The organism is Pantoea sp. FN0305, assembly GCF_050113845.1.
Lineage (GTDB): Bacteria > Pseudomonadota > Gammaproteobacteria > Enterobacterales > Enterobacteriaceae > Mixta > Mixta alhagi.
The window spans coordinates 21,809-47,547 of record NZ_JBNJSN010000008.1; the positions used below are offsets into that span (position 1 = coordinate 21,809).

Here is a 25,739-nt window from a genome sequence, read left to right on the forward strand (position 1 = left end):
GTTACCTTGTTTTTACCACAAGAAATTATTCGAAAAAAACGTGACGGCCATGCGCTGAGTGAAGAAGAGATCCGCTTCTTTATTAACGGGGTTCGTGATAACAGCGTATCAGAAGGGCAGATCGCCGCGCTGGCGATGGCGATCTTTTTCCATGATATGACGCTGCCGGAACGTGTGGCGCTGACCATGGCGATGCGTGATTCCGGCGCGGTGCTGTCATGGAAATCATTGAATTTAAACGGCCCGGTGGTGGATAAGCATTCTACCGGCGGCGTGGGCGATGTGACTTCGCTAATGCTGGGGCCGATGATCGCGGCCTGCGGCGGCTATGTGCCGATGATCTCCGGGCGCGGCCTGGGTCATACCGGCGGCACGCTGGATAAGCTGGAAGCGATCCCCGGCTTTGATATTTTCCCCAGCGATAGCCGTTTCCGGGAAATTATTAAACAGACCGGCGTTGCCATTATCGGCCAAACCAATTCGCTGGCACCGGCGGATAAGCGTTTTTATGCCACGCGCGACATTACCGCAACGGTCGACTCTATTCCGCTGATCACCGCCTCGATCCTGGCGAAAAAGCTGGCCGAAGGGCTGGATGCGCTGGTGATGGATGTGAAAGTGGGGTCCGGTGCTTTTATGCCGACTTTTGAACTGTCAGAGCAGCTGGCGCAGGCGATCGTGGGCGTGGCCAACGGCGCGGGTTGTAAAACCACCGCGCTGCTGACGGATATGAATCAGGTGCTGGCTTCCAGTGCCGGAAACGCGCTGGAAGTGCGTGAAGCGGTTCAGTTCCTTACCGGCAGTTATCGCAATCCGCGTTTGCTGGAAGTGACGCTGGCGCTCTGCAGTGAAATGTTAATTTCCGGTGGCCTGGCGCAGGACGATGCCTCGGCCCGACAGCAGTTGCAGAAAGTGCTGGATAACGGCAGCGCCGCTGAGGTATTTGCGCGTATGGTGGCGGCGCAAAAAGGCCCGACAGACTTTATTGAAAGGATGGACAGCTACCTGCCGGCCCCGATGCTGAGCAAGGCGGTGTATGCCGATGCGCCTGGTATCGTTAATGAAATGGATACCCGCGCGCTTGGCCTGGCGGTCGTGGCATTGGGCGGTGGACGTCGTCGCGCCAGCGACAGCATCGATTACAGCGTAGGCCTGAATGAGATGGTGCAGCTGGGCGATCGCGTAGACGCGGAACGTCCACTGGCGGTGATCCATGCCGCCAGCGAGGCCAGCTGGCAGGAAGCGGCACAGGCGGTCAAAGCGGCGGTTAAGCTTGGTGACAGTCAACCTGCTGCAACGCCGGTTATCTATCGCAGAATTAGCAGCTAACGCCCGACTATCTCATGCAGCAGGAAGGCGGCAAGGGGAACCTGAAAGCCTGAAGGTCTCACTGACCGGAATGATGAGCGCAGCCTACGCATCTGCGGCTTGAAGTACCACAGGTATAGACGGCATACTGTTCTGATCGCTTTTTTATTTTTCTCATCGCGCGTAAGCGCAGGAGAGTAACATGAAACGTGCATTTATCATGGTGCTGGATTCCTTTGGGATCGGTGCCAGTAAAGACGCTGAAAAATATGGTGATAAAGGCTCAGACACGCTGGGTCATATTGCGCAGGCCTGCTTCAACGGCGAGGCGGATAAAGGGCGTCAGGGGCCGCTGCATCTGCCGAACCTGACCGCGTTAGGGCTGGGAAAAGCGGCGGAAGCCTCTACCGGCACCTTCCCGCCGGGCCTGGATCCGCAGGCGGAGATCATTGGCGCGTATGCCTGGGCGCAGGAGCTCTCTTCCGGTAAGGATACGCCGTCAGGCCACTGGGAAATCGCTGGCGTACCGGTGCTGTTTGACTGGGGTTATTTCAGCGATACGGAAAACAGTTTCCCGCAGGCGCTGCTGGATAAACTGGTGGAGCGTGCCGGACTTCCGGGTTATCTCGGCAACTGCCACTCTTCCGGGACGGTGATTCTGGATAAACTGGGTGAAGAGCATATGAAAACCGGCAAGCCGATTTTCTATACCTCTGCCGACTCGGTATTCCAGATTGCCTGTCATGAAGAGACATTCGGCCTGCAACGCCTGTACGATCTGTGTGAAATCGCCCGTGAAGAGCTGGATAAAGGTGATTACAACATTGGTCGCGTGATTGCGCGTCCGTTTGTCGGCGATAAAGCCGGAAACTTCGAACGTACCGGCAATCGTCACGACTTAGCCGTTGAGCCGCCGTCACCCACCATCCTGAAAAAGCTGGTGGAAGAGAAGCAGGGTGAGGTGATCTCGGTGGGTAAAATCGCCGATATCTACGCGCACGTCGGCATTACCAAAAAGATCAAAGCGACCGGCCTTGATGCGCTGTTTGATGCCACGGTTAAAGAGATGGCGCAGGCGCCGGATAACGCCATCGTCTTCACCAACTTTGTGGATTTCGACTCCGCCTGGGGACATCGTCGCGACGTTGCCGGTTATGCGGGTGGCCTGGAGCTGTTTGACCGCCGTCTGCCAGAGCTGATGGCGCAGGTAAAAGAGGGCGATATTCTGATCCTCACCGCCGATCACGGTTGTGATCCCACCTGGCACGGCACCGATCATACCCGTGAGCATATCCCGATTCTGATCTATGGCCCAGGCGTTAAACCGGGCTTCCTTGGCGGACGCGATACCTTTGCCGATATCGGGCAGACGGTAGCAAAATACTTCGGCCTTTCCGATATGGAATATGGCAAAAGCATGCTGTAATACGCGGCTTTCATTTAACGCCAGCCGCCGGGCTGGCGTGTTTCATTTTTTCAAGGAATAACGACAATGGCTACGCCTCATATTAATGCTGAGATGGGTGATTTCGCGGACGTGGTGCTGATGCCGGGCGATCCGCTGCGTGCTAAACATATCGCGGAAACCTTTCTGGAAGACGCGGTAGAAGTGAACAACGTGCGCGGTATGCTGGGTTACACCGGCACCTATAAAGGTCGTCGCATTTCCGTTATGGGTCACGGTATGGGCATTCCATCCTGCTCCATCTACGCAAAAGAGCTGATCACTGAGTTCGGCGTGAAAAAAATCATTCGTGTGGGTTCCTGCGGCGCGGTACGTGCCGATGTGAAACTGCGCGACGTGGTTATCGGCATGGGCGCCTGCACCGATTCTAAAGTGAACCGTATGCGCTTCAAGGATCACGATTTTGCAGCAATCGCCGATTTTGACATGGTGCGTAACGCGGCAGACGCGGCGAAAGCACTGGGTATTGAGGCGCGCGTAGGCAATATTTTCTCTGCCGACCTGTTCTATACGCCGGACCCGCAAATGTTCGACGTTATGGAAAAATATGGCATTCTCGGCGTGGAAATGGAAGCGGCGGGCATCTATGGCGTGGCGGCAGAGTTTGGCGCGAAAGCGCTGACCATCTGTACCGTTTCCGACCATATCCGCACGCATGAACAGACCACGGCGGCGGAACGTCAAACCACCTTCGGCGATATGGTTAAAATCGCGCTGGAGTCGGTACTGTTGGGCGACAAAGCCTGACTGATTTACCGGACGAGGCTGCCTCGTCCGGTTATTTTCTTCCGCCCGTCTGCGCCTTCTGTATTACGCTTTCTTCAGCGCCTTGCCCCTGCCGACAACGCTACGCCTCAGCTTTTTCTAGCCTCGTCTGACGCCTCATCAGATTCGTCATCATCTTCTTTAACCGGCGTGCTGGCGGTCAGCAGAAAAGGGGATTGTTGCCAGCGGGTACGGCGATCGCGCAACAGCGTACGGGTAAGAATAATGCCGATAGCCAGCGCCAGCAGCATCATCAGGCGCAGAATATTGGTGGTGTTATCCACCTGCTTCGCTTCGGTTACCAGCACATGCGTGTCCAGCGTGACGCGTAAAAAGCCCTGCGGGCCGTCGCTGTTTTCCAGCGGCTGCACCAGCTGATGGTTAAAGTAGCTGCCCGCGCGTTTGCCATCCAGCGCCAGACGATCGCGCACGCTGATGCCTTCGCCGCTGCGCGCAACCAGCGAACCTTCGCTGTCATAAACCGAGGCGTCGAGGATACGGCTGTTATCCGTCATCTGTTTGAGAATGGCGGCGATTTGTGTGCGGTTATCGTCCGGGCTGTCCATAAGCGGCGTAAGCGTAAATGCAACCTGACGTGTCAGGGTGCGCGCCAGATCTTCTACCTGTTCAGAGCGCGCCATTTGATGGCCCAGACTGAACCATGAAGCGCCCTGCATCAGGACGACCAGCAGCGTCAGACAGATCAGCACAATCGCTGTGTGGTGCAGACGGAATTTGAGCCTGGATTTAGCCATTGGCAACCTTAAAACGTAATCAACAAACGGTAGTCTGTTTTTGCGACTTTATGTTGCCAGAAGCGCGGCTGACAGGGTAGCCTCTTGCGAGGTTTTCTCTACAGGCTGTGGCCCGGCACGGATGTCAAACAGAACGTCCTTTGATGGCGGCAGCCGATCATCTTTCCGACAGGAGCTGTAATGCCTAATCGTTTGACCTGGTGCGACCTGCCTTCCGATGTTTCTCTCTGGCCGGGCTTGCCTCTTTCACTGAGCGGTGACGAAGTGATGCCGCTGGATTATCGTGCCGGGCGTACCGGCTGGCTGCTTTACGGGCATCAGCTGGATAAAGATTCGCTGACGGCTTATCAACACCAGCTGGGTGCCGCGATGGTGATTGTCAGCGCCTGGAGCGTGGATGATTATCAGGTGATCCGTCTGGCGGGCTCGCTGACGCCGCGTGCGGCGCGTCTGGCTCACGAACGGGGACTGGACGTAGCGTCGCTGGGTAAAATTCCTTATCTGAAAGCGCCGGGCCTGCTGGTAATGGATATGGATTCCACCGCGATTCAGATCGAATGTATCGATGAGATTGCGCGTCTGGCGGGGTGCGGCGAGCAGGTGGCCGAGGTGACCGAGCGCGCGATGCGCGGCGAACTGGATTTTACTGCCAGCCTGCGTCAGCGCGTGGCTACGCTGAAAGGCGCTGACGCCAATATACTGAAGCAGGTGCGTGATACGCTGCCGTTAATGCCAGGGTTAAGCACACTGGTGCAGAAGCTGCAGGCGTTAGGCTGGCAGGTAGCTATCGCTTCTGGCGGCTTCACTTACTTTGCCGAATATTTGCGTGACCGGCTGCATCTTGCCGCTATCGCTGCCAACGAGCTGGAGATCCGTGACGGTAAATTTACCGGTGAGGTTATTGGCCCGGTAGTGGATGCGAAGTATAAGGCCGATATGCTGGCGAAGCTGGCGCAGCGTTTTGATATCCCCGTTGAACAAACGGTAGCGATTGGCGATGGCGCTAACGATTTACTGATGATTAAGGCTTCCGGGTTAGGCATCGCCTACCATGCCAAGCCGAAAGTTAATGAACAAACTGAAGTGACGATTCGGCATGCCGATCTGATGGGCGTATTTTGCATCCTCAGCGGCAGCCTGCATCACGAGACGCGATAATTGAGGAACTGAGTTGGCTAAAGCGGTAAAACGTGCCTTTGTCTGCAACGAATGTGGCGCAGACTATCCGCGTTGGCAGGGGCAATGTAGCGCCTGTCACGCCTGGAATACCATCACCGAAGTGCGGCTGGCGGCCTCGCCGGCTGCGGCGCGTAATGAGCGTCTGTCTGGCTACTCCGGCACCGCCGGCGTCAGCCGCGTGCAGAAGCTGTCAGAAATTAGCCTGGAAGCGTTGCCGCGCTTCTCAACCGGTTTTAAAGAGTTCGATCGCGTACTGGGCGGCGGCGTAGTCCCCGGCAGCGCTATTCTGATTGGCGGCAATCCCGGCGCCGGGAAAAGTACGCTGCTGCTGCAAACGTTGTGCAAGCTGTCAGTGGATATGAAAACACTGTATGTCACCGGCGAAGAGTCCCTGCAGCAGGTTGCCATGCGCGCGCATCGTCTTGGTTTGCCTACCGAGAACCTGAATATGCTGTCGGAAACCAGCATTGAGCAGATCTGCATGATTGCCGAGCAGGAACAGCCGAAGCTGATGGTGATCGACTCTATTCAGGTGATGCACATGGCGGATATTCAGTCTTCGCCGGGCAGCGTGGCGCAGGTGCGCGAAACCGCAGCTTATTTAACGCGCTTTGCCAAAACGCGCGGCGTAGCGATTGTGATGGTTGGGCATGTCACCAAAGATGGCTCCCTGGCTGGTCCCAAAGTACTGGAACACTGCATCGACTGTTCAGTGCTGTTGGACGGCGACGCGGATTCCCGTTTCCGCACGCTGCGCAGCCATAAAAACCGCTTTGGCGCGGTGAACGAACTGGGCGTGTTTGCCATGACCGAGCAGGGCATGCGTGAAGTCAGCAATCCCTCGGCGATTTTTCTGTCGCGCGGCGATGAGATTACCGCCGGGAGTTCGGTGATGGTAGTCTGGGAAGGCACGCGTCCGCTGCTGGTAGAGATCCAGGCGTTGGTGGATCATTCAATGATGTCTAACCCACGTCGCGTTGCGGTAGGGTTGGAACAGAATCGCCTGGCGATCCTGCTGGCGGTACTGCATCGTCATGGCGGGTTACAGATGGCCGATCAGGATGTGTTTGTTAATGTTGTCGGCGGGGTAAAGGTTACAGAAACCAGCGCCGATCTGGCATTGATGCTGGCGATGGTTTCCAGCCTGCGCGATCGGCCCTTGCCCAACGATCTGGTGATTTTCGGCGAGGTGGGGTTAGCCGGTGAAATTCGTCCGGTGCCGAGCGGTCAGGAGCGTATTTCCGAGGCCGCTAAGCATGGGTTTAAACGCGCTATTGTCCCGGCGGCTAATGCGCCGAAAAAGGCGCTGGAGAACATGAAAGTTTACCCGGTGAAAAAGCTGGCTGACGCGCTGGCGATCCTGGATGAGTTATAATTTTAGCGCAGGTTAACCTGTCGTTGGGGTGGGCACTGCCCACCCCTTTTTGCAGGAGGCATTATGTCATCATTCGAATATTTAAAAACCGCCATTCGCCAGCAGGGACATACGTTGCAGCAGGTTGCAGACGCCAGCGGAATGACGAAAGGCTACCTGAGCCAGTTGCTCAATGCCAAAATCAAAAGCCCCAGCGCGCAAAAGCTGGAGGCGCTGCATCGCTTTCTGGGTCTGGAATTTCCCCGCCGCGAGAAAACCATTGGCGTGGTGTTCGGCAAGTTCTATCCTCTGCACACCGGCCATATTTATCTGATTCAGCGCGCCTGCAGCCAGGTTGATGAGCTGCATATTATTATGGGACATGATGAACCGCGCGATCGCCAGCTGTTTGAAAACAGCGCCATGTCACAGCAGCCCACCGTTAGCGATCGCCTGCGCTGGCTCTTGCAGACGTTTAAATATCAAAAAAATATTCGCATTCATGCCTTTAATGAAGAGGGGATGGAGCCTTATCCGCACGGTTGGGATGTCTGGAGTCGGGGCATTACGGCCTTTATGGCGGAAAAGGGAATTGAGCCAGGCTGTGTGTATACCAGCGAAGAGTTGGACGCGCCGCAGTATCGCGAGCATCTGGGCATTGAAACCATCGTGATCGATCCGCAGCGCTCTTTTATGAATATCAGCGGCGCGCAAATTCGCCAGAATCCTTTTCGATACTGGGAGTATATCCCTACCGAAGTAAAACCTTTTTTCGTACGTACCGTTGCGATACTGGGCGGGGAATCGAGCGGTAAATCAGTATTAGTGAATAAGCTGGCTAATATTTTTAATACTTCCAGCGCCTGGGAGTATGGACGGGATTACGTATTCTCGCATCTTGGCGGAGATGAGATGGCGTTGCAGTATTCCGACTATGACAAAATTGCGTTAGGGCAGGCGCAGTATATTGATTTTGCAGTGAAATATGCCAACAAGGTCGCCTTTATCGATACCGATTTTGTGACTACCCAGGCATTTTGTAAAAAGTACGAAGGGCGTGAACACCCGTTTGTACAGGCGCTGATTGACGAATACCGTTTCGATTTAGTCATCCTGCTGGAAAACAATGTGCCCTGGGTCGCAGATGGCCTGCGCAGTCTGGGTAGCTCCGTCGATCGACGTGAGTTTCAGGAATTGTTAATCAAAATGTTAGATGAAAATCAAATAAAATATGAGCATGTTACTGAAGACAGTTATGACCAACGTTTTCTGCGTTGTGTTGAACTGGTAAGAAATATGCTGGAAAACGGAAAGTAAAAAGGCAGGGCGGCTGATGGCGATATTATACCGTCAGCCATTTTATTCGGAATGTTCTCATTGTTATCTCTCCCGAAGTAAATCAGCTTAGTTATTTAATAAGGCAGGCTAACTTTTTGCAGTTTAATTTAAGGGTTTCTTTAAAAGAAGCCATGAATTATCACGCTTAATAGAAAGTATTTATGCATTTTTTGCTTTAACTTGTTGATTTTAATGTTTATTTTTATAATTAACCTCAGGTTATTTATTTAAGCTATTGGCTAAACTGAAATTGACTTGATATGGAGGGTGAAATTATAGCGGCAACTTGAGACATAGCTTATATATTGTCAGGGTTTCATTAACTAAGGTGCCTGTATATATTAATTTTCCTTTTCATTATATGAAGACACAGTACATGTATTGTTAACTATACAGTGGCTTTCTCGGCTTTTGGAAAACAGGTTACTTTATTTGGATTGCTTTAATTGGAGTTGTTAATAGCGTTACAGGTTCGTGGATTTTTTGAAGTCATTCTATGCGAGACGGCATCATGTACATTATCTTCAGGGTGAAATCAGCCTGTAATTTTATATTTTGGGCGCAGAGATAACCGGGAAGAATCAAGGGAGTGTAAAATATGCATAAAGATATTAATCATTTGGTAAGAATGGATTTAAACCTGCTGCCTATCCTGGATACTTTGCTTAACGAAAAAAGTGTCAGCAAAACGGCGGACAAACTTAATGTGACTCCGCCCGCAATTAGTAAATCATTGAATAAAATCAGAGACACCTTTCAGGATCAGCTTTTGGTTCGTTCTGGCATGAGTCTGGAGCTGACGCCATTAGCGGTACGCCTTAAACCTCAGCTTAGAGAGCTGCTGGATAATATCCAAAATGTTCTGCACCAAAATATTGAGCTCAACGGCAAAGAGCTGCCACGCTCTTTTAACATCGTTACCAATGATATCCTGATGTCTAAGCTTAGCTATAAATTGATGAAAAAAAGCATTCAGGAGAATACCAACCACATCTTTAATTTTAACTATGACAACGCGACATCCTGTGTGCTGCGCAGCGAAGATATTGATCTCTATATCGGGGAGGATAAAAGCCTCAGCCCGGAGGTGAAGATACGAACTATCGGCCACAGTGAATGCGTATTGATAGCCACCAAAGACCATCCTGTTTTTCTGATGGAAAAGTCTTTGAAAAACCTAAAAGAGTTTATTCTTATCGTGCCCAAAAACAGGCTGAAAGAAGAGATGGAAAGCCTTTATCGCGAGCGCGGCTATAAACGCAAAATTCATGGTATCAGCGCAGGATACCTGCCTATTATCGAAAATATTATTCAAACTCGCAGTCTGGGTATCGTTCCGATGTATGTTGTTGATGTTTTACAGCGAATGAACCTTGATGTGGACTTTTTTAAGCCCGATTTTGATTTGCCGAAAGTGCGTATTATTCAGGCATGGCATCCTCGCTATCATAACTGCTCTTCTCATAAATGGCTGCGTGATATCTCGAAAGATTTGCTCGATTTCTAACCTCAGCAGCAGAGCAGGTTTATTAAAAATAACAGTCTAAGAAAGCTGTCTTTATTTTTGTTAGAAATTATCTATGGCGAAACAGTAAACAAAAATATCATCAGTTAAATTTAACCAGAGGTAATACAGATATTATCTGTTAGCATTATTTAACTGCGCAATAGGGTGGCGGGAGTAAAATGGGTTGGGCTGAAACAGGTTAAGGAAACGGTTTCGAAATCACTTAAAATAATAACTATTTAACGCAAATGAACGCCCCGATTCAGGGGCGTTTTTTAATCTCTACGATTCACTTACTTTTTTAATGAAACATTTAACGTTTTGCACTATTAATGCAGCAGAACAGCGGCAATCAGTAAGTAATAACTACTTTGCCACGCATATGTCCTTCAAGGACACGCGCATGTGCCTGAGTAAGTGTTTCAACACTTAATCCGTGTAACGTTTCGTTCTGCGTACTCTCTACTTTTCCTGCATCCAGCAGCTGAGCCACTTCGTTAAGGATCTCACCCTGACGAGCCATATCCGGCGTTTGATACATGCTGCGGGTGAACATAAATTCCCAGTGCAACGCCGCGCTTTTGAGTTTCAACTGTTCCATATCCAGCGGATGCGCATTCTCAACAATGGTGCAGATCTGGCCCTGCGGCGCAATCAGCTTGCCGATGGTATCCCAGTGACCGTCGGTATCGTTCAGACAGAAAATATAATCCACCTGTTTGATACCGTGCTGCTCCAGCTCCTCCGGCATATTTTTATAGTTGATCACGATATCAGCCCCGCGCTCTTTACACCATTGCACCGAATCAGGACGTGAGGCGGTAGCGATGACCCGAACTTTGCTGTGCAGTTTGGTAAAGGGGATGGCCAGCGAGCCCACGCCGCCAGCGCCGCCGATAATCAGCAGGGTTTGCTCTTCGGTTGCTTGCTGTATACGCAGGTGCTCAAACAGGCCTTCCCAGGCGGTTAATGCCGTTAGCGGGATGGCTGCCGCTGCGCCCCAGTCAAGACTCTGCGGTTTACGGCCCACAATGCGCGCATCTACCAGCTGAAAGGTACTGTTGCTTCCCGGACGTGTAATATCGCCCGCGTAGTAAACCTCGTCTCCGGGCGCAAACTGCGTCACCTTACTGCCTGTCTCAACCACTACTGCGCTGGCATCCCATCCCAGAATACGCGGCTGTTGCAGACCGCTCTTCTGTACGCCTTTATGCACTTTGGTATCGACCGGGTTGATTGATACGGCTTTAACTTCCACCAGCAGATCGTACTCGCCAGGAGTGGGTTTTTCCGACTGAATTTCTGTGAACTGCGCCGGGTTTTGAGGATTAACAGCAATAGCACGCATAGTCATATGATTTCTCCTTAGTTGATGGAGTCAGTGTAATAGGCCAGAGCAACAGTGATAAGATGGACAATAACTCATACAGTGTTCGTAACAGGTGAACAATGGCGTTAAAGCGGTTACAGGATATGGCGCTGTTTGCGCTGGTGGCTGAAAGCGGAAGCTTTACTGCCGCTGCCCGGCGCGCCGGTCTGCCAAAATCGAGCGTCAGCCAGCGCATTAGCCAGCTGGAACAGGCGATAGGTTTGCGTTTGCTTAATCGCACAACGCGCCAGCTCAACCTGACCTTCGCAGGTGAACGCTATCTTATTCACTGTCAGGAGATGATACAGGCCAGCGAACGTGCAGATCTGGCTATTGAGCGCCTGCGCGACAACCCAAGCGGCCGATTGCGGATCACCACGCCCGCCGGTATTGGGGCGACGCTGCTGGCGCGCTGTAACGCTGAGTTCCAGCAGCGCTATCCGGACGTTACGCTGGAAGTGTCGGTGTCTGATGATATGCGCGACCTGGTGCAGGAAGGATTCGATCTGGCGCTGCGTACCGGCAAGCCGCAGGATTCGTCGCTCATCGGCCGACGTGTTGGACTTTGTCAGCGGCTACTGGTTGCTTCAGCAAACTACCTGACAAAAAATCCGCCGATCACGCATCCGCAACAGCTGGCGACGCATCGCTGTATCGCCCACCGAGCCTGGAAAGAGTGGTTGCTGCGCCGTGAAGAAGAGCACTATCGCTGGCTGCTGCCCTCTATGCATTTAACGGATAACCTGCTTTATGCGCGCGAATGCGCTATCAACGATGCTGGCATTACGCTATTGCCGCGTTTTCTGACGGAAGCCGCGATTGCCAGTGGAGAGTTGGTGCAGGTTCTGCCGGAGTGGGAAACGGAAGGGAATGAGCTGTGGCTGGTCTGGCCGGGGCGCAAGCTGAATTCACCTGCGCTGGCGCGCTTTATCGACTTCGCCCAGCAAAGCACGGCGTTTCGGGCGTTTTATCGCTAATAAAAAGCGGCCCGCAGGCCGCTTTCAGATTTACTTCGCCATACGCTTGTATTTGATGCGTTTCGGCTCCAGCGCTTCCGCACCGAGGGTACGCTTCTTGTACTCTTCGTATTCGGTAAAGTTACCTTCAAAGAACTCCACCTTACCCTCGCCCTGATAGTCGAGAATATGGGTGGCGATACGGTCAAGGAACCAGCGGTCATGCGAGATCACCATCGCGCAGCCCGGGAACTCCAGCAGGGCGTTTTCCAGCGCGCGCAGGGTTTCGATGTCCAGGTCGTTGGTTGGTTCATCCAGCAGTAGCATGTTGCCGCCGACCTGCAACAGTTTTGCCAGGTGCAGACGACCGCGCTCACCACCGGAAAGCTCGCCAACGCGTTTGCCCTGATCGACGCCTTTAAAGTTAAAACGGCCCACGTAGGCGCGGCTTGGCATTTCGGTATTGCCGATCTTCATGATATCCAGCCCGCCGGAAACTTCTTCCCAGACGGTTTTTGAATTATCCATGCTGTCACGGAACTGATCCACAGAGGCCAGTTTCACCGTATCGCCAAGCGTGATGCTGCCGCTGTCCGGCTGTTCCTGACCGGACATCATACGAAACAGTGTGGATTTACCCGCGCCGTTCGGACCGATAATCCCGACAATTGCGCCTTTCGGCACGGAGAAAGAGAGATCGTCAATCAGCAGACGATCGCCGTACGATTTACGCAGGTTGTTCACTTCCACCACTTTATCGCCCAGGCGCGGACCCGGTGGAATAAAGAGTTCGTTGGTTTCGTTACGTTTCTGGTATTCGGTGCTGTTCAGCTCTTCAAAGCGCGCCAGACGGGCTTTGCCCTTTGACTGACGGCCTTTCGCGCCCTGACGTACCCACTCCAGCTCTTTCTCAATCGATTTACGACGCGCCGCTTCCTGAGAAGCTTCCTGCGCCAGACGCTGATCTTTCTGCTCCAGCCAGGAAGAGTAGTTGCCTTCCCATGGAATGCCTTCGCCACGGTCCAGCTCCAGGATCCAGCCTGCGACGTTATCCAGGAAATAACGGTCATGGGTGATAGCCACTACCGTGCCTTCGAAATCATGCAGGAAGCGCTCCAGCCAGGCGACAGATTCAGCATCCAGGTGGTTGGTGGGTTCGTCGAGCAGCAGCATGTCCGGCTTTTCCAGCAGCAGACGGCACAGTGCCACGCGGCGGCGCTCACCACCGGAGAGATTGGCCACTTTAGCCTCCCAGTCCGGCAGGCGCAGCGCATCAGCGGCGCGCTCCAGCTGCACGTTCAGGTTATGGCCATCGTGTGCCTGAATAATCTCTTCCAGCTTGCCCTGTTCAGCGGCCAGCTTGTCAAAATCGGCTTCCGGTTCGGCGTACAGCGCGTAAACCTCATCGAGACGCTTCAGCGCGCCAACCACTTCAGCTACCGCTTCTTCTACCGATTCACGTACGGTATGTTCCGGATTGAGCTGCGGCTCCTGCGGCAGGTAGCCGATTTTGATGCCAGGCTGCGGACGCGCCTCGCCTTCGATGTCTTTATCGATGCCCGCCATAATGCGCAGCAGCGTAGATTTACCCGCGCCGTTTAAGCCCAGTACGCCGATTTTTGCGCCCGGGAAAAAGCTAAGGGAGATGTTCTTAAGAATATGACGCTTCGGCGGAACAACTTTTCCGACGCGATGCATGCTGTAGACGAATTGAGCCACGTGAAATGAGCCTCTTATGGTCTGTGTGGTAATCGGGGCACATCGCCCGCTCAGAACTGCAAGTTTAGCGGTTTTCCTTGCTTAATCACAGCCATCATCCTGGGCGATTGTTTGCCTGGCAGGTGCCAGGATCTTTTCAGGGCAGCAGCAGCGTAACCGCCTGCTGTTGCAGGTGCTCAGCCAGCGCTTGCGGCGGCGCGCTGTCACTGATCAGCATATCAAACTGATCCAGCTCGCCAATGCGCGCCGGCAGAACCTTATTAAACTTGCTGCTGTCAGCCAGCAACACCTTGCGCTGCGCGCGTGCCATCGCCCGAAGCTTCATGGGTAACTCATTGAAGTTGTAGCAGGTGACGCCCTGTTGTGGGTCGATACCGGCAGCGGAAATAAACGCCAGCGTAGGGCAGATCTCATCCAGAATAGAGAGGTTGCCGTGCGGAGAAAACACCGCGTTGTCAGGATGAAACTCGCCGCCGCTGAGAATAACGCGACAGGCGCTTTTTTCCTTAAGCGCCAGAAAGGTATTAATGGCGCAGCAGACTGCGGTAAAGGGCAAGCCTTCATCTATCGCATCGATCACCCACGGCATAGTGGTGCCACAGTCGAAAAAAACCGTATCGTTAGGTTTAATCAGGCTGGCCGCCCGCTGTGCCAGCTGGCGTTTTTTATTGACGTTATGCAGTTGCTGATCGGAAACAAAATAGTGCCCGTGCGCATTTCGCGGATCGCTCACAATATAACCGCCGAGTAAAACCAGGCTGGAGGGCGGCTCGTTAAGATCGCGACGAATCGTCATTTCTGAAACGCCTAACAGCCGCGCCGCCTCTTTCAAATGAATTTTATCGATGCGCTTGAGCGCCTGCGCCAGTTTATTAATTCGCTCGTCGCGCCGGGTTTCCATTATCGCGTTCCCTGTTGGTCTGTTTCTCCTTATGTTAACGCTAAAAAAGTGAAGCGTCAGCCGCTGCCTGGCGGTCACTGTGATCCCCGACCAGAAAGTAAATTTTGTGAAGAACGTGGCACGACGCCAACCGCCTGGTTAGCATGAAGAGAGCCAGGCCATCCGGCCGGATCGGATAACAGTAAGAGGAGAGCGTGTGGTGACTCACAGCAAGGAGAGGGGGCGTTACTGGTTAGCTGGTTTATGCCTGCTTGCCGCCAGCGGCAGCGTATTGGCGGATTCGCTGGATGAACAGCGCAGCCGCTACCAGCAAATCAAACAGGCATGGGATAATAATCAGATGGATGTGGTGGCGCAGCTGATGCCCACGCTGAAAGATTATCCGCTTTATCCTTATCTGGAATATCGCCAGCTGTCGCAGCATCTCGATCAGGAAACCGGCCTGGCGGTTAACGCTTTTATTAAACGTTATCCCACGTTGCCGCCGGTGCGCACGCTGTCGTCACGCTTTGTTAATGAGCTGGCGCGCCGTGAGGACTGGCGCGGTCTGCTGGTATTTAGCCCGCAGGAGCCGCAGCCAGTCGCTGCTCGCTGCAACTGGTATTACGCTAAATGGGCAACCGGGCAGCAACAGGTTGCCTGGGAAGGGGCGAAGACAATCTGGCTGCGTGGAAGCTCGCTGCCAAGCGGCTGCGACAAACTTTTTTCTGTCTGGCAAGCCGCGGGTGAACAAACGCCAATTACCACGCTGGAGCGTATCCGCCTGGCAATGATCGCAGGCAATACCAGCCTGGTTAATTTCCTTGCTAAACAGCTGCCCTCCAATTACCAAACCATGGCCGACGCCATCATGGCGCTGCAAAACGATCCCGCCACGGTAGAAGCATTCGCCCGCAGCGTTGGGCCAACAAACTTTACCCGACAGGCAACCTCATTAGCGCTGGCGCGACTGGCGCGTGAAGATGGGGAGAATGCGCGCGCGATGATCCCTGGGCTGGCACGCTTACAGCAGATGAGCGAGCAGGAAATCCAGGAGATGAAGGAGGCGGTGGCATGGCAGTTAATGAGCAGAGAGGTCACATCCGAACAGGCGCGCTGGCGTGATAACACGGTAATGAGCAGCGGTTCGGTGTCGCTGCTGGAACGCCGTATTCGTCTGGCATTAAGTAATAACGATCGGCGTGGATTAAACACCTGGATTGCGCGGCTGGATCCTGACGCGAAGCAGAAAGATGAGTGGCAATACTGGCAGGCGGATCTGCTGCTGGAGCGTGGACGCAAAGAGGAAGCGGAGGAGATCCTGCGTAAGCTTATGCAGGAACGCGGCTTCTATCCGATGGTAGCCGCGCAGCGTCTGGGAGAGAAATATCCGCTGCGGGTAGATGAAGCGCCACGTCCGGATAGCACGCTTGATAACGGCCCGGAAATCGCACGCGTGCGTGAGCTGATGTATTGGGGAATGGATAACCTTGCGCGGAGCGAATGGAACCGACTGGTTGCCAGCAAAACCGCATCGCAACAGCAAATGCTGGCGCGTTACGCGCTGAACCATGGCTGGTGGGATCTGAGCGTGCAGGCCACGATAACCGGCAAGCTGTGGAATAATCTCACCGAGCGCTTCCCGCTGGCGTGGCAGGAGCAGTTCACGCAAAACACGCGTGGTAAAACCATACCGCCAAGCTACGCGATGGCTATTGCCCGGCAGGAGAGCGCATGGAATCCTAAAGCGCGTTCGCCGGTGGGCGCAGCTGGATTAATGCAGGTGATGCCCGCTACCGCGACCCATACGGTGAAGATGTACAGCATTCCGGGCTATGTAAACAGCAGCCAGCTATTGGATCCGCAAACCAATATTCAGATCGGTACTCAGTATCTGGATCATGTTTATCAGCAATTTGACCAGAACCGTATCTTCTCTTCGGCGGCGTATAATGCCGGGCCGGGCAGGGTACGCACCTGGCAGCGCATCAGTAACGGTCAGCTGGATGCGGTGGCTTTTATTGAAACCATTCCTTTTTCAGAAACGCGCGGCTATGTGAAAAACGTACTCGCCTATGACGCTTACTATCGCTATTTCCTGGGGCAGCCGGATAAACTTCTCTCTGATGCCGAGTGGCAGCGTCGCTACTGAATATGTTACTCTTCCGTACTCGCCAATGAGTACGGAAGAATTTCATGACTCCACATTCCCCAATCCCGATCACTGCCGAGCCGCAGGATGAAAACTGGCTACGTTTTGTTAGCCTGTTAGAGGAGGCGTTCCGGCAGGATTTACAATTGCCGCTGCTGCAATTGATGATGACGCCAGACGAGCGCGAAGCATTTGGCACACGTCTGCGCATTATTGAGGAGCTGTTACGCGGCGAGATGAGCCAGCGTGAGCTGAAAAACGATCTTGGCGTGGGTATTGCGACAATTACGCGTGGTTCCAACAGCCTGCGCGCCGCGCCGCCTGCGTTAAAGGCCTGGCTGGACGTGCAGCTATCCGTGAAATGATACGGCTTACTGCGGCGGGGAAAGCGGCTGCTGATAGATAGCGTTATGGAAGGGGCAAAGTGCCAGAATTAACGCCTGATGGTAGACGCTGCTACGCGTCAGCAAACCCTGAGTAAACACGCCAATCGCTCCGCCTTTGTGCTTGATATTGTCAATGCCGGTAAGGCGCGCCATCTCTTCACCCAGTTCGTGACCGGCATGGATGCCCGCCATGACAGGCGCAGGCAAAGTAAAACTGGCCGAGCGGGATTCACCGCGTTGTTTGTGATCTTCCACCACCATCCATGCAAAAGCGTCGTTGCCTTCAATACCCGCTTCAATCGCGACCCAGAAATCGGCTTCAGGCCTGACCTTACGTGCGTTCATCACCCGCTGGCGTGCGCCAGTTCGCGTTTCTGCATTCGTTAACGGCTGAGCGGCTACGCCGCTGTCGACCGCAACGCCCTCAATGTGGCAGGATCCCTCGCCGAAGACATCATGAAATGCCTGAGAGATAGCACTAATTTTGGCCGGATTGGTGGTAGCAGCGACAACATGGTACATAATTATCTGAACCTTCTACGCAATTTTGACGCAGTATAACGGAAAAAAAGCATGTTACAGGTCTATCTTGTTCGCCACGGGGAAACAGTTTGGAACGCGGCCAGGCGCATTCAGGGGCAGTCGGATAGCGCACTGACTGAAAAAGGAGAGCGGCAGGCTCGTCAGGTTGGCGAGCGGGTGAAGTCGCTGGGGATCACCCACGTTATCAGCAGTGATTTAGGGCGCACGCGTCGTACTGCGGAAATTATCGCAGACATTTGCGGCTGTAGCGTTACGCTTGACGCACGATTGCGAGAACTGAATATGGGCGTGCTGGAACAGCGTCCGATCGATACGTTGAGCGCTGAAGAAGAGGGCTGGCGGCGTACGTTAGTTAACGGGACGGAAAATGGCCGTATTCCGGAAGGCGAAAGTATGACGGAACTGGCGGAGCGCATGCATCAGGCGCTGAATGCCTGCCTGGAGCTGCCAGCGGGAAGTCGTCCGCTGCTGGTGAGTCATGGCATGGCGCTGGGCGTGCTGGTCAGCACACTATTGGGATTGCCTGCACATGCGGAACGGCGGCTGCGGCTGCGTAACTGTTCGCTTTCACGCGTCGATCATCAGCAAAGCGCCTGGCTGGCAAGCGGCTGGGTAGTGGAAACCGCAGGCGATATTTCGCATCTCGATCTGCCCGCGCTGGATGAACTGCAGCGCTAAACAAACGGGCCCGCAATGCGGGCCCGAAATGATCAGCTGTCGGTACGGCGAATGGGGATCAAATATTCGCAGCGGATCTCTTTCGGCGGCTCGGAAAGCTTTTTTCCGCCATGCGTATAAAAACGCTCAATATCCTGTCCCTGACGGCGTGTCAGCTGTAGCGTCGGCATACAGGTGCCATAAAGCATCAGAATAAAATCCTGAAGCTGGCTGCGCGGGCCTTCATAATTAAACTGGACATAATCGCCAGCCTCCAGCAGTACGGTTTGCGCTGACTGCATGGGTTTAGCCAGCTGATCCGACGGCACCGCAGTGGTATAGAGTATCTCTTGTTCGTCGTCCTTTTCCTGGCTCGGACGCACCTGATGCAGCCCATACAGCACGGGCGGAACCGTATCGGTTTCCAGCAGGAACTGCTGCCAGAAGTGGATGCGCATCTCGTCGCGATAAAGGGAAATTTGCTCCAGCGTACAGGTATAGCTTTGCGTTTGCCCCACCAGTACGGTTTCCGGCAGCGTAACAAAGCGCGCTTCCGGCAACGTAGAATTATCCAGGCGAATCGGCGGACGCAGACCATATGCGTTCCACTCTGATGCACGGCGATAGTATGCCGGTGTTTGATTAAACTGTTTTTTAAAGGCGCGGGTAAAGGTTTGCTGTGAATCAAAACGGTACTGCAAAGCGATATCCAGAATCGGACGGCTGGTAAGACGTAGCGCTACCGCCGCTTTTGACAAACGTCGGGCGCGAATATAGGCACCAATCGCATGACTGGTTACCTCTTTAAACATTCTTTGCAGATGCCATTTGGAGTAACCTGCTTTTGCCGCCACATTATCCAGTGACAGGGGGTGGTCGAGATGGCTCTCCAGCCAGACAAGCAAATCGCGAATGATACCAGCTTGGTCCATAAAACATCCTCTTGTACTTAGTTGGCGCAGGCAACGCAAAGTCGCGGGATCATAGCACTAAATGCGCAAAAGCCGCTGAAGGTTTTACTTGTTAGATTGTGCTATACCCCATGCAAATGAGGAGCAATAGAATTGGCCCGGTTTATCCTTAGCGGGACGTAATAGCGAACAACTTTAATAATATACAATGGTAACGGTATGATAATAAAAAAATTATTAATAATTACAATGGCAACCTTATTCTCTGCTGGCGTGGCCGCTGAAGAGATCGGGTCGGTAGATACGGTGTTCAAGATCTTTGGTCCTGACCATAAAATCGTGGTTGAGGCATTTGACGATCCAGACGTGAAAAATGTGACCTGCTATGTGAGCCGTGCTAAAACGGGCGGGATCAAAGGGGGGTTAGGATTGGCAGAAGATACGTCTGATTCCGCAATTTCCTGCCAGCAGGTGGGGCCGGTGACCTTAAGCGATCGCATTGCGCAGGGCAAAGCGCAGGGCGAAACAGTTTTCCGCAAGCGCACTTCATTCTTGTTTAAAAAGTTGCAGGTGGTGCGCTTCTACGATCAAAAGCGGAACACGCTTATTTATCTTTCATATTCAGATAAAGTGGTGGAAGGCTCGCCTAAAAATGCGCTGAGTGCGGTTCCCATTATGCCGTGGGGGCACTAAAAGAAGAAACGGCGAGTCGCCTCGCCGTTTTTAAAGCATTATTCCTGCAGATCGCCGCAGAAACGGTAACCTTCGCCATGAATGGTCGCGATGATTTCTGGGGTATCTGGCGTTGATTCAAAGTGCTTGCGAATACGACGAATCGTGACGTCAACCGTACGATCGTGCGGTTTTAATTCACGGCCAGTCATCTTTTTCAGCAAGTCGCCGCGCGTTTGAATTTTGCCAGGATTTTCACAGAAGTGCAGCATGGCGCGGAATTCACTACGCGGCAGCTTATACTGCTCACCATTCGGGCTGATCAGCGAGCGGCTGTTGATATCCAGCTCCCAGCCATTGAATTTATAGCTTTCAACCTGCTTACGCTCTTCGCTAATGGCGGAGAGGTTCATGGTGCGGGAAAGCAGATTGCGTGCGCGAATGGTTAATTCACGCGGGTTGAAAGGCTTGGTGATGTAATCATCCGCGCCGATCTCCAGGCCCAGGATTTTATCCACTTCATTGTCGCGCCCGGTTAAAAACATCAGGGCAACGTTTGCCTGCTCGCGTAGCTCACGCGCCAGTAAAAGACCATTTTTACCTGGCAAGTTGATATCCATAATCACCAGATTAATATCGTTTTCGGTCAATACCTGATGCATCTCTGCGCCATCCGTCGCTTCGAACACTTCATAGCCTTCGGCTTCAAAAATGCTCTTTAGAGTGTTACGCGTGACTAGTTCATCTTCAACGATAAGAATATGCGGGATCTGCATGAGTTCGCTACCTAAAATTTGCCAACAAAATCGGAAACAGGATGTACTGCCGTTAACGCGGTGAAAAAGACGTTTGCCCGGATAACTGAAGTACAGAATTATGTTCTTGATGCACCATCCATCAACGTCAACAACATTGTCAGCTCAGCCATAAGGATAAATCCTGCATGCCCCGGCAGTGCCAAATGGCTGTTATCCTAGCTGCATTAACAGCAAGATAACAGCACAGGCTACAACCAATAAGCATTAAAACAACGCTTCGTTGACTTATATCAAATCAAGTGTAGCACGTTAACACTTTTGTGAAAAATGCTCACCAGAATGCCAGCTTAGCTCACAATTATCGGTCCTTAAACCATGTCTGAGCCAACTGATAGTGGACAAAAGTTTACTAAGTTAATTATTAAAAGACAATTTTGATTTATAAGATCTTATTTATGATATTTCTTTGTTATTAATGTTCTGATTAATTAAAGACTTTAAAGGCGTTAAATCTTACTTTTTACCGCTAAAACTTAATAAGTTAATTGTATGTTATGTGGTTGATGCTGTTATTTAACATGTCGTCATGTCACAGTATCGCTTTCCATAAATTTATCTTCAGGGTTTATATGAATTTTCCGATTGTTCTTGTTTCCCCGGCCCGCCCGGAAAATATTGGCGCGGCCGCACGTGCAATGAAAACAATGGGGTTTTCTGAGCTACGTATTGTTCAGAGCGAAGCCTGGCGCGATCCGGCGACGCGCATCGTGGCGCATGGGGCGGGAGATATCATTGATAATATTCAACACTACTCCTCTCTTTCCGCTGCGCTGGCCGATATCGATTTTTCGGTAGCCACCACGGCACGCAGCCGGGCCAAATTCCGTTATTACGCAACACCGCAACAAGTAGAAACGATTTTGCGCGAAAAACAGCAATGGACAGGCAGTACGGCACTGGTTTTTGGTCGTGAAGATAGCGGTTTAACAAATGAAGAGCTGGAACAGGTAGATTTATTAACCGGCATTCCGATGGCCAACGATTATCCTTCGTTGAATCTGGGGCAGGCGGTCATGGTCTATTGCTATCAGTTGGCTTCGTTACGACAAGTGGCTGCGACGGCAGCTGTCGCGGCAGATCATCAGCAGCTTGATGCGCTGCGCCAGCGTTTAGCGGCGCTGCTGGAGCGACTGAAGGTCGCCGATGATGAAAAGCTGGCAGACTGGATACAACAACGAATCGGTCTGCTGGAACAACGCGATAGCGCTATGCTGCACCGATTGCTGCATGACATTGAAAAAAATCTCTAGAGGAAAATTTGGATTACGTGTGGGAAACTGGTTAATGATTCCATCATGCGAAAAGGGCGTAACAGATTTATCCGGGTGCGGCGGAATTTAACGTTTCCGCTGTGGTGGCAGTGGTTTTGCGGCGGCGATAAATCCATTGACTTCATCAGGAGATTGCTTTACTTCTGAAAAGCAGACAGACACAGAAACAGACAGATAAAATCGACATGCGTACAAACAGCCTGAACACCATCATTATTACTACCACCATTACCACAGGTAACGGTGCGGGCTGACGCATACAGGAAAAAGAGAAAAAGCCCGCACCTGATAAGGTGCGGGCTTTTTTTTCGGCTTAAATTCAGGAGATCCTTAACCATGCGAGTGCTGAAATTCGGCGGAACATCAGTGGCAAATGCGGAACGTTTTCTGCGGGTTGCCGATATACTTGAAAGCAACGCGAAGCAGGGACAGGTTGCAACCGTGCTTTCCGCCCCGGCCAAAATCACTAACCACCTGGTGGCGATGATTGGAAAAACCATCAGCGGTCAGGATGCCTTGCCGAATATCAGCGACGCAGAGCAGATTTTTGCTGCGCTGCTGCAGGGATTGCAGCGCGCGCAGCCGGGCTTTGCCTGGGAGCGGCTACAGGCGCTGGTTGATAAAGAGTTCACGCAGCTCCGGCAAATGCTGCACGGCATCAGCCTGCTGGGGCAGTGTCCGGACAGCGTTAACGCCGCAATTATCTGCCGCGGTGAAAAGCTCTCCATCGCCATCATGGAAGCGTTGCTACAGGCGCGCGGTCATCGCGTCAGCGTTATCGATCCGGTCAGCATGCTGTTGGCGCATGGTCATTATCTTGAATCCACGGTTGATATCGCTGAGTCTACGCGCCGTATTGCCGCCAGCCAAATTCCTCTGGATAGCATGATTTTAATGGCTGGTTTTACCGCCGGTAATGAACGCGGCGAGCTGGTGGTGCTGGGTCGTAATGGCTCTGACTATTCCGCAGCGGTGTTGGCTGCCTGCCTGCGTGCTGACTGTTGTGAAATCTGGACGGATGTGGACGGCGTCTATACCTGCGATCCGCGTCAGGTGCCCGATGCGCGTTTACTGAAATCGATGTCTTATCAGGAAGCGATGGAGCTTTCTTACTTTGGCGCTAAGGTGCTACATCCCCGTACCATTGCTCCCATCGCCCAGTTCCAGATCCCTTGTCTGATTAAAAATACCGCCAATCCCCAGGCGCCCGGCACCTTGATCGGCGGCGACACCAGCGACGATGCCAATCCGGTTAAAGGCATTACCAATCTGAACAACATGGCGATGTTTAACGTCTCCGGGCCAGGCATGAAAGGCATGGTCGGGATGGCGGCGCGCGTGTTTGCCGCTATGTCGCGAGCGGGCATCTCTGTGGTATTGATTACCCAGTCCTCATCTGAATACAGCATCAGTTTCTGTGTGCCGCAGGGCGAACAGGCGCGGGCGCGTCGGGTGCTGGAGGATGAGTTCTATCTGGAGTTAAAAGATGGCCTGCTTGAGCCGCTGGATGTGATGGAGCAACTGGCGATCGTCTCCGTTGTTGGCGATAACATGCGTACCCAGCGCGGCATCTCAGCGAAATTCTTTGCGGCGCTGGCGCGAGCCAATATCAATATCGTTGCGATTGCCCAGGGTTCATCGGAGCGCTCTATCTCCGTGGTGGTCAATAATGATGAAGTCACCACCGCAGTGCGCGTGGTTCACCAGATGTTGTTCAATACCGATCAGGTGATCGAAGTGTTTGTTGTCGGCGTCGGCGGCGTGGGTAGCGCATTGCTGGATCAGCTGCATCGTCAGCAGGCATGGCTGAAGAACAAGCATATCGACCTGCGCGTATGCGGGATCGCGAACTCCAAAGCGCTGTTGACCAATGTGCATGGCATCGATCTCAGCAACTGGAAAAGCGCGCTCTCTGAAGCAAATGAGCCGTTTAAGCTGGACCGCCTGCTGCGTCTGGTAAAAGAATATCACCTGCTGAATCCGGTAATTGTAGACTGTACTTCAAGCCAGGCGGTGGCCGATCAGTATGCAGATTTCCTGACGGACGGCTTCCATGTGGTGACGCCGAATAAAAAGGCCAATACCTCTTCGTGGAACTATTATCAGCAACTGCGTGCGGCAGCAGCCAAATCACGTCGCAAGTTCCTTTACGATACCAACGTCGGCGCTGGCCTGCCGGTTATTGAAAACCTGCAAAATCTGTTGAACGCGGGCGATGAGTTAATCAGCTTCTCTGGCATTCTGTCTGGATCGCTCTCTTTTATTTTCGGCAAGCTGGATGAGGGCATGACGCTCTCCGAAGCCACAAAGCTGGCGCGTGAAATGGGCTTTACCGAGCCCGACCCGCGTGACGATCTTTCCGGTATGGATGTGGCGCGCAAGTTACTGATCCTGGCCCGCGAGGCGGGTTACCAGCTGGAGCTGAGCGATATTGAAATTGAAGCGGTACTGCCTGAAGAATTTACGGCAATTGCCGATGTCGGGACCTTTATGCAACGCTTGCCTGAGCTGGATAAAGTCTTTGCCGATCGGGTTGAGCAGGCGCGTGCAGCAGGCAAAGTGCTGCGCTTTGTTGGCGCGATTGAAGAAGGGGGCCGCTGCCGCGTGAAAATCGATGCGGTAGATGGCAATGACCCGCTGTATAAAGTGAAAAACGGTGAGAACGCGCTGGCGTTTTACAGCCGTTACTATCAGCCGATTCCGCTGGTGCTGCGCGGCTACGGCGCCGGTAATGATGTTACCGCCGCAGGCGTATTTGCCGATCTGTTACGCACCCTGTCATGGAAGTTAGGAGTCTAAACATGGTAAAAATTTATGCGCCGGCCTCAATTGGCAACGTCAGCGTCGGCTTTGATGTGTTGGGCGCAGCGGTGTCGCCGGTGGATGGTTCCCTGTTAGGCGACTGCGTGACCGTTGAAGCAGCTGATACGTTCAGCCTGATTAATCAGGGACGCTTTGTCAGCAAACTGCCTGCCGATCCGCAGGAGAATATCGTTTACCAGTGCTGGAAACGCTTTTGCGAAGCCACGGGAAAAAGCGTTCCGGTGCGCATGACGCTGGAGAAAAACATGCCCATCGGCTCCGGGCTTGGCTCTAGCGCCTGTTCCGTAGTGGCAGGGCTGATGGCGATGAATGAGTTCAGCGGCAGGCCGCTGGACAATACTCAACTGCTGACGCTGATGGGCGAGCTGGAAGGGCGCATCTCCGGCAGCGTGCATTACGACAACGTTGCGCCCTGTTTTCTGGGCGGCCTGCAGCTGATGCTGGAAGAGAATGGCATTATTAGCCAGGCGGTACCCTGTTTCGATGACTGGCTGTGGGTAATGGCCTATCCGGGTATCAAGGTTTCTACCGCTGAGGCGCGGGCGATTTTGCCGGCGCAGTATCGTAAAGAGGATTGCATTAAGCACGGGCGTTATCTGGCAGGCTTTATTCATGCCTGTCATACCGCTCAGCCACAGCTGGCGGCGAAGCTGATGCGCGATGTTATTGCCGAACCTTACCGTACGAAACTTCTGCCCGGCTTTGCCGCGGCACGTCAGGCCGCGCAGGATATCGGCGCGCTGGCCTGTGGTATTTCCGGCTCTGGGCCGACGCTGTTCGCCGTTTGTGATAATCAGGAAACGGCGCAGCGCATGGCGGACTGGCTGCAGCAAAACTATCTGCAAAATGATGAAGGCTTCGTCCATATTTGCCGTGCCGACACGGCGGGCGCACGAAAACTGGGATAACGC

23 protein-coding genes and 1 other annotated feature are annotated in these 25,739 nt (G+C 53.0%); of the genes, 16 read left to right on the forward strand and 7 right to left on the reverse strand.

Annotated features, from left to right (window positions below; all coding sequences use genetic code 11):
• Positions 1 to 6 precede the first annotated feature (6 nt).
• The 3 genes from deoA (at position 7) to deoD (ending at position 3,520) form a co-directional block, all read left to right on the forward strand.
• On the forward strand, positions 7 to 1,329 hold the full coding sequence (gene deoA, locus ACQE3Y_RS15855; RefSeq protein WP_426982062.1) for a thymidine phosphorylase: 1,323 nt from the start codon (positions 7 to 9) through the stop codon (positions 1,327 to 1,329).
• A gap of 181 nt (positions 1,330 to 1,510) precedes the next feature.
• Complete coding sequence (deoB, locus tag ACQE3Y_RS15860; RefSeq protein WP_426982063.1) at positions 1,511 to 2,734, forward strand: phosphopentomutase; 1,224 nt, start codon at positions 1,511 to 1,513, stop codon at positions 2,732 to 2,734.
• A 66-nt stretch (positions 2,735 to 2,800) separates the two neighbouring features.
• Positions 2,801 to 3,520 (forward strand): purine-nucleoside phosphorylase, encoded by a 720-nt coding sequence (gene deoD, locus ACQE3Y_RS15865; RefSeq protein ID WP_250651765.1) that lies wholly within the window; start codon positions 2,801 to 2,803, stop codon positions 3,518 to 3,520.
• Between the two features lie 107 nt (positions 3,521 to 3,627).
• Here deoD and ACQE3Y_RS15870 read toward each other — a convergent pair whose 3' ends face one another.
• The gene (locus ACQE3Y_RS15870) at positions 3,628 to 4,293 is read right to left on the reverse strand and encodes a YtjB family periplasmic protein (RefSeq protein ID WP_426974410.1); all 666 of its coding nucleotides are present in this window, start codon (positions 4,291 to 4,293) and stop codon (positions 3,628 to 3,630) included.
• Positions 4,294 to 4,473: 180 nt separating this feature from the next.
• On the opposite strand from ACQE3Y_RS15870, the gene serB reads away from it, so the two are divergent.
• The 4 genes from serB (at position 4,474) to ACQE3Y_RS15890 (ending at position 9,671) form a co-directional block, all read left to right on the forward strand.
• Positions 4,474 to 5,451 carry a phosphoserine phosphatase gene (gene serB, locus ACQE3Y_RS15875; RefSeq protein WP_426982064.1) on the forward strand — a complete coding sequence of 326 codons (978 nt, stop codon included), beginning with the start codon at positions 4,474 to 4,476 and terminating at the stop codon, positions 5,449 to 5,451.
• Positions 5,452 to 5,464: 13 nt separating this feature from the next.
• Positions 5,465 to 6,847 (forward strand): DNA repair protein RadA, encoded by a 1,383-nt coding sequence (gene radA / locus ACQE3Y_RS15880; protein WP_250651767.1) that lies wholly within the window; start codon positions 5,465 to 5,467, stop codon positions 6,845 to 6,847.
• Between the two features lie 63 nt (positions 6,848 to 6,910).
• The gene (nadR, locus tag ACQE3Y_RS15885; RefSeq protein WP_426974412.1) at positions 6,911 to 8,143 is read left to right on the forward strand and encodes a multifunctional transcriptional regulator/nicotinamide-nucleotide adenylyltransferase/ribosylnicotinamide kinase NadR; all 1,233 of its coding nucleotides are present in this window, start codon (positions 6,911 to 6,913) and stop codon (positions 8,141 to 8,143) included.
• A gap of 619 nt (positions 8,144 to 8,762) precedes the next feature.
• Positions 8,763 to 9,671, forward strand: coding sequence for a LysR family transcriptional regulator (locus ACQE3Y_RS15890; protein ID WP_250651769.1), 909 nt, complete (start codon positions 8,763 to 8,765; stop codon positions 9,669 to 9,671).
• Between the two features lie 352 nt (positions 9,672 to 10,023).
• Here ACQE3Y_RS15890 and ACQE3Y_RS15895 read toward each other — a convergent pair whose 3' ends face one another.
• The gene (locus ACQE3Y_RS15895; protein ID WP_426974413.1) at positions 10,024 to 11,025 is read right to left on the reverse strand and encodes a zinc-binding alcohol dehydrogenase family protein; all 1,002 of its coding nucleotides are present in this window, start codon (positions 11,023 to 11,025) and stop codon (positions 10,024 to 10,026) included.
• A 95-nt stretch (positions 11,026 to 11,120) separates the two neighbouring features.
• On the opposite strand from ACQE3Y_RS15895, the gene ACQE3Y_RS15900 reads away from it, so the two are divergent.
• On the forward strand, positions 11,121 to 12,017 hold the full coding sequence (locus ACQE3Y_RS15900) for a LysR family transcriptional regulator (RefSeq protein WP_426974414.1): 897 nt from the start codon (positions 11,121 to 11,123) through the stop codon (positions 12,015 to 12,017).
• 30 nt (positions 12,018 to 12,047) lie between these two features.
• On the opposite strand, the gene ettA is transcribed toward ACQE3Y_RS15900, so the two are convergent.
• Together ettA and deoR are read right to left on the reverse strand one after the other, a co-directional pair.
• Positions 12,048 to 13,715 (reverse strand): energy-dependent translational throttle protein EttA, encoded by a 1,668-nt coding sequence (ettA, locus tag ACQE3Y_RS15905; RefSeq protein WP_250651771.1) that lies wholly within the window; start codon positions 13,713 to 13,715, stop codon positions 12,048 to 12,050.
• 136 nt (positions 13,716 to 13,851) lie between these two features.
• Positions 13,852 to 14,616, reverse strand: a complete 765-nt coding sequence (deoR, locus tag ACQE3Y_RS15910; protein WP_426974415.1) for a DNA-binding transcriptional repressor DeoR — start codon at positions 14,614 to 14,616, stop codon at positions 13,852 to 13,854.
• A gap of 196 nt (positions 14,617 to 14,812) precedes the next feature.
• Here deoR and sltY point away from each other — a divergent pair, with 196 nt between their 5' ends.
• Positions 14,813 to 16,747, forward strand: a complete 1,935-nt coding sequence (gene sltY, locus ACQE3Y_RS15915) for a murein transglycosylase (protein WP_426982065.1) — start codon at positions 14,813 to 14,815, stop codon at positions 16,745 to 16,747.
• 44 nt (positions 16,748 to 16,791) lie between these two features.
• Positions 16,792 to 17,112 carry a trp operon repressor gene (gene trpR / locus ACQE3Y_RS15920; RefSeq protein WP_426974418.1) on the forward strand — a complete coding sequence of 107 codons (321 nt, stop codon included), beginning with the start codon at positions 16,792 to 16,794 and terminating at the stop codon, positions 17,110 to 17,112.
• Positions 17,113 to 17,118: 6 nt separating this feature from the next.
• On the opposite strand, the gene yjjX is transcribed toward trpR, so the two are convergent.
• The gene (yjjX, locus tag ACQE3Y_RS15925) at positions 17,119 to 17,655 is read right to left on the reverse strand and encodes an inosine/xanthosine triphosphatase (RefSeq protein ID WP_085068069.1); all 537 of its coding nucleotides are present in this window, start codon (positions 17,653 to 17,655) and stop codon (positions 17,119 to 17,121) included.
• Between the two features lie 51 nt (positions 17,656 to 17,706).
• On the opposite strand from yjjX, the gene gpmB reads away from it, so the two are divergent.
• Positions 17,707 to 18,354 carry a 2,3-diphosphoglycerate-dependent phosphoglycerate mutase GpmB gene (gene gpmB / locus ACQE3Y_RS15930; RefSeq protein WP_426974419.1) on the forward strand — a complete coding sequence of 216 codons (648 nt, stop codon included), beginning with the start codon at positions 17,707 to 17,709 and terminating at the stop codon, positions 18,352 to 18,354.
• Positions 18,355 to 18,386: 32 nt separating this feature from the next.
• Here gpmB and robA read toward each other — a convergent pair whose 3' ends face one another.
• Positions 18,387 to 19,265, reverse strand: coding sequence for an MDR efflux pump AcrAB transcriptional activator RobA (gene robA, locus ACQE3Y_RS15935; protein ID WP_426974420.1), 879 nt, complete (start codon positions 19,263 to 19,265; stop codon positions 18,387 to 18,389).
• Between the two features lie 198 nt (positions 19,266 to 19,463).
• Between robA and creA the strand changes: the two genes are divergently transcribed.
• Positions 19,464 to 19,937, forward strand: a complete 474-nt coding sequence (gene creA / locus ACQE3Y_RS15940; protein WP_085068066.1) for a protein CreA — start codon at positions 19,464 to 19,466, stop codon at positions 19,935 to 19,937.
• Between the two features lie 38 nt (positions 19,938 to 19,975).
• On the opposite strand, the gene arcA is transcribed toward creA, so the two are convergent.
• On the reverse strand, positions 19,976 to 20,692 hold the full coding sequence (gene arcA, locus ACQE3Y_RS15945) for a two-component system response regulator ArcA (RefSeq protein ID WP_085068065.1): 717 nt from the start codon (positions 20,690 to 20,692) through the stop codon (positions 19,976 to 19,978).
• Positions 20,693 to 21,303: 611 nt separating this feature from the next.
• On the opposite strand from arcA, the gene ACQE3Y_RS15950 reads away from it, so the two are divergent.
• The 4 genes from ACQE3Y_RS15950 (at position 21,304) to thrB (ending at position 25,736) form a co-directional block, all read left to right on the forward strand.
• Positions 21,304 to 21,984, forward strand: a complete 681-nt coding sequence (locus ACQE3Y_RS15950; RefSeq protein ID WP_250651776.1) for a tRNA/rRNA methyltransferase — start codon at positions 21,304 to 21,306, stop codon at positions 21,982 to 21,984.
• 206 nt (positions 21,985 to 22,190) lie between these two features.
• Positions 22,191 to 22,259 carry a thr operon leader peptide gene (thrL, locus tag ACQE3Y_RS15955; RefSeq protein ID WP_071883749.1) on the forward strand — a complete coding sequence of 23 codons (69 nt, stop codon included), beginning with the start codon at positions 22,191 to 22,193 and terminating at the stop codon, positions 22,257 to 22,259.
• Positions 22,198 to 22,315 (forward strand) — a sequence feature (Thr leader region). It overlaps the preceding gene by 62 nt.
• A 26-nt stretch (positions 22,316 to 22,341) precedes the next feature.
• Entirely contained in the window at positions 22,342 to 24,804 is a 2,463-nt protein-coding gene (gene thrA, locus ACQE3Y_RS15960; protein ID WP_426982066.1) for a bifunctional aspartate kinase/homoserine dehydrogenase I, read from the forward strand.
• Between the two features lie 2 nt (positions 24,805 to 24,806).
• The gene (thrB, locus tag ACQE3Y_RS15965; protein ID WP_426974422.1) at positions 24,807 to 25,736 is read left to right on the forward strand and encodes a homoserine kinase; all 930 of its coding nucleotides are present in this window, start codon (positions 24,807 to 24,809) and stop codon (positions 25,734 to 25,736) included.
• Positions 25,737 to 25,739 lie beyond the last annotated feature (3 nt).

Coding starts and splice junctions, on each gene's coding strand:
- deoB (WP_426982063.1), top strand. CDS start 1,511: ATGAAACGTGCATTTATCATGGTGCTGGATTCCTTTGGGATCGGTGCC.
- deoD (WP_250651765.1), top strand. CDS start 2,801: ATGGCTACGCCTCATATTAATGCTGAGATGGGTGATTTCGCGGACGTG.
- ACQE3Y_RS15870 (WP_426974410.1), bottom strand. CDS start 4,293: ATGGCTAAATCCAGGCTCAAATTCCGTCTGCACCACACAGCGATTGTG.
- serB (WP_426982064.1), top strand. CDS start 4,474: ATGCCTAATCGTTTGACCTGGTGCGACCTGCCTTCCGATGTTTCTCTC.
- nadR (WP_426974412.1), top strand. CDS start 6,911: ATGTCATCATTCGAATATTTAAAAACCGCCATTCGCCAGCAGGGACAT.
- ACQE3Y_RS15890 (WP_250651769.1), top strand. CDS start 8,763: ATGCATAAAGATATTAATCATTTGGTAAGAATGGATTTAAACCTGCTG.
- ACQE3Y_RS15895 (WP_426974413.1), bottom strand. CDS start 11,025: ATGACTATGCGTGCTATTGCTGTTAATCCTCAAAACCCGGCGCAGTTC.
- ACQE3Y_RS15900 (WP_426974414.1), top strand. CDS start 11,121: ATGGCGTTAAAGCGGTTACAGGATATGGCGCTGTTTGCGCTGGTGGCT.
- deoR (WP_426974415.1), bottom strand. CDS start 14,616: ATGGAAACCCGGCGCGACGAGCGAATTAATAAACTGGCGCAGGCGCTC.
- trpR (WP_426974418.1), top strand. CDS start 16,792: ATGACTCCACATTCCCCAATCCCGATCACTGCCGAGCCGCAGGATGAA.
- yjjX (WP_085068069.1), bottom strand. CDS start 17,655: ATGTACCATGTTGTCGCTGCTACCACCAATCCGGCCAAAATTAGTGCT.
- gpmB (WP_426974419.1), top strand. CDS start 17,707: ATGTTACAGGTCTATCTTGTTCGCCACGGGGAAACAGTTTGGAACGCG.
- robA (WP_426974420.1), bottom strand. CDS start 19,265: ATGGACCAAGCTGGTATCATTCGCGATTTGCTTGTCTGGCTGGAGAGC.
- creA (WP_085068066.1), top strand. CDS start 19,464: ATGATAATAAAAAAATTATTAATAATTACAATGGCAACCTTATTCTCT.
- arcA (WP_085068065.1), bottom strand. CDS start 20,692: ATGCAGATCCCGCATATTCTTATCGTTGAAGATGAACTAGTCACGCGT.
- ACQE3Y_RS15950 (WP_250651776.1), top strand. CDS start 21,304: ATGAATTTTCCGATTGTTCTTGTTTCCCCGGCCCGCCCGGAAAATATT.
- thrA (WP_426982066.1), top strand. CDS start 22,342: ATGCGAGTGCTGAAATTCGGCGGAACATCAGTGGCAAATGCGGAACGT.
- thrB (WP_426974422.1), top strand. CDS start 24,807: ATGGTAAAAATTTATGCGCCGGCCTCAATTGGCAACGTCAGCGTCGGC.